Origin of the sequence: Xanthomonas sp. SHU 308, assembly GCF_000364645.1 — a bacterium.
GTDB lineage: Bacteria > Pseudomonadota > Gammaproteobacteria > Xanthomonadales > Xanthomonadaceae > Xanthomonas_A > Xanthomonas_A sontii.
This window is the reverse complement of the sequence record NZ_AQOK01000445.1, coordinates 1-1,603: the sequence shown is the minus strand read 5'-3', so window position 1 is coordinate 1,603 and position 1,603 is coordinate 1. Positions and strand designations below refer to the sequence as shown.

The 1,603-nt window shown below is 72.6% G+C and carries 1 pseudogene; it reads right to left on the bottom strand.

The window, feature by feature from the left end:
• Positions 1-969: pseudogene (locus D588_RS0114370) on the bottom strand (lysylphosphatidylglycerol synthase domain-containing protein); the annotation flags it as partial.
• Positions 970-1,603: the final 634 nt, after the last annotated feature.

The following is a 1,603-nucleotide window of genomic DNA, read 5'->3' as shown; positions in this document are numbered from 1 at the left end:
GCCGCCGGCACTGGCGGCCAGCGGCCGGCGCAGGCCGGACAGCGACGCCATCAGCACCGACAGCAGCAGCGGCACCACGTAGTAGGTGATGCGGTAGATCAGCGCCGCCGCCAGCACCGCCGCCGGGGCCACGCCGGGCAGCAGCTTGAGCAGGCTCCACTCGAACACGCCCAGGCCGGCCGGCACGGTCGAGACCAGGCCCGCCACCACCGCGACCAGGTACAGGCCGACGAAGCCGATGTACTCGATGCCCGATTCGTTGGGCAGCAGCACGTAGAACGCGGCACTGGCCAGGCCCAGTTCGACCACGCTCAGCGCGGTCACGCCCAGGGTGGTGCGCCGGTCCGGCAGCCACAGTTCGTGGCTGCGCCAGCGCAGGGTGCGGCCGTCGCGGCCGGCCAGCAGCAGCATCGTGGCGAAGCCGACCAGCAACGCGATGCCGATCGCGCGCACCGCAGTCGCGCCGACCGGCAGCGCCAGCGCCGCCGCGGCCGGTTCCAGGGTCAGGGCCAGCGCCAGCAGCAGCCACGCGCCGAACACGAAGCCGAGCGTGCTCATCAGCACCACCTGGCCGATCTCGGCCAGGCTCAGCCCGACCCGGCCGTAGCCGCGCAGGCGCACCGCGCCGCCGGTCAATGCGGCGAAGCCCAGGGTCTGCCCGACCGCATGCGCCAGGAACGCGGTGATGCTGATCCGCATCGGGTGCAGCTTGCGCCCGCTGCGGCGCAGGCCGACGGCATCGAAGCCGATCAGGCAGGCATAGCTGCTCAGGCCCAGCAGCAGGGTCAGCACGATCTGGCTGAGGCTCAGCTGGTTGAAGGCGTGACGGATCGCACTGTAGCCGTGGGTGCTGAACTCCGTGGCCAGCGCGTGCAGCGCCAGGGCCAGGATCGCCAGGCTGGCCAGCACCGGCAGCGCACGGCGCCAGCCGGGCGTGGGTGCGGGAGTGGAGGGCGCGGCGTCGGTCATTGCGGACGGACGGCGGCGAGGCGCGACGGCGCACGTTGCGCGGTGCGCGACGCGGCCGGAGCGGAAGTGCGGGTGAAACGAAGACGGGCCATCGCGATACCGGTTGGATGAAAGCGTGTGACGAACATTGAGAGGGCTGCGACCAAGTGGCTGCGTCGCGGTGGGTGGGGTGTCGGGGCAAGCCGGGTTGCACCGGCCTGCCGCGCATCACCCTGGTGGGATGCCACGCGTCAGGTCCCGACAGCGGTCGCGGTCGGCGGCGCGAAGGCGAGTCCGGTACCGGTGCGCTTGGCGCCCTCCCGGGCCGCACCGCGCAGCGCACACATCGCACCCCTGTCAGCCGTACCGCTCCTCTTGCCGTGCATCCCACGCTCCAGGCTATACCGGCCGTGCCGGCGACGCGCATGATAGTGGAATCGCACGTCGCCACGGCGTCGGGACCGCGGCAGGGGCCGTGGCCGGCGCATGTGGCGACGGTCTGTATCGGTTCCGGAGCCTGTCGATGCCCTTGTCCGCATCTCCCTTTCCCGCGCCGCCGCGCTGGACGCGCCTGGCCGGCGCCGCGGCGCTGCTGCTGGCGCTGCTGTTCCTCGGCGTGGCCGTGGCGTTGCAGGTCGTGCGTGCCGATCTGCAC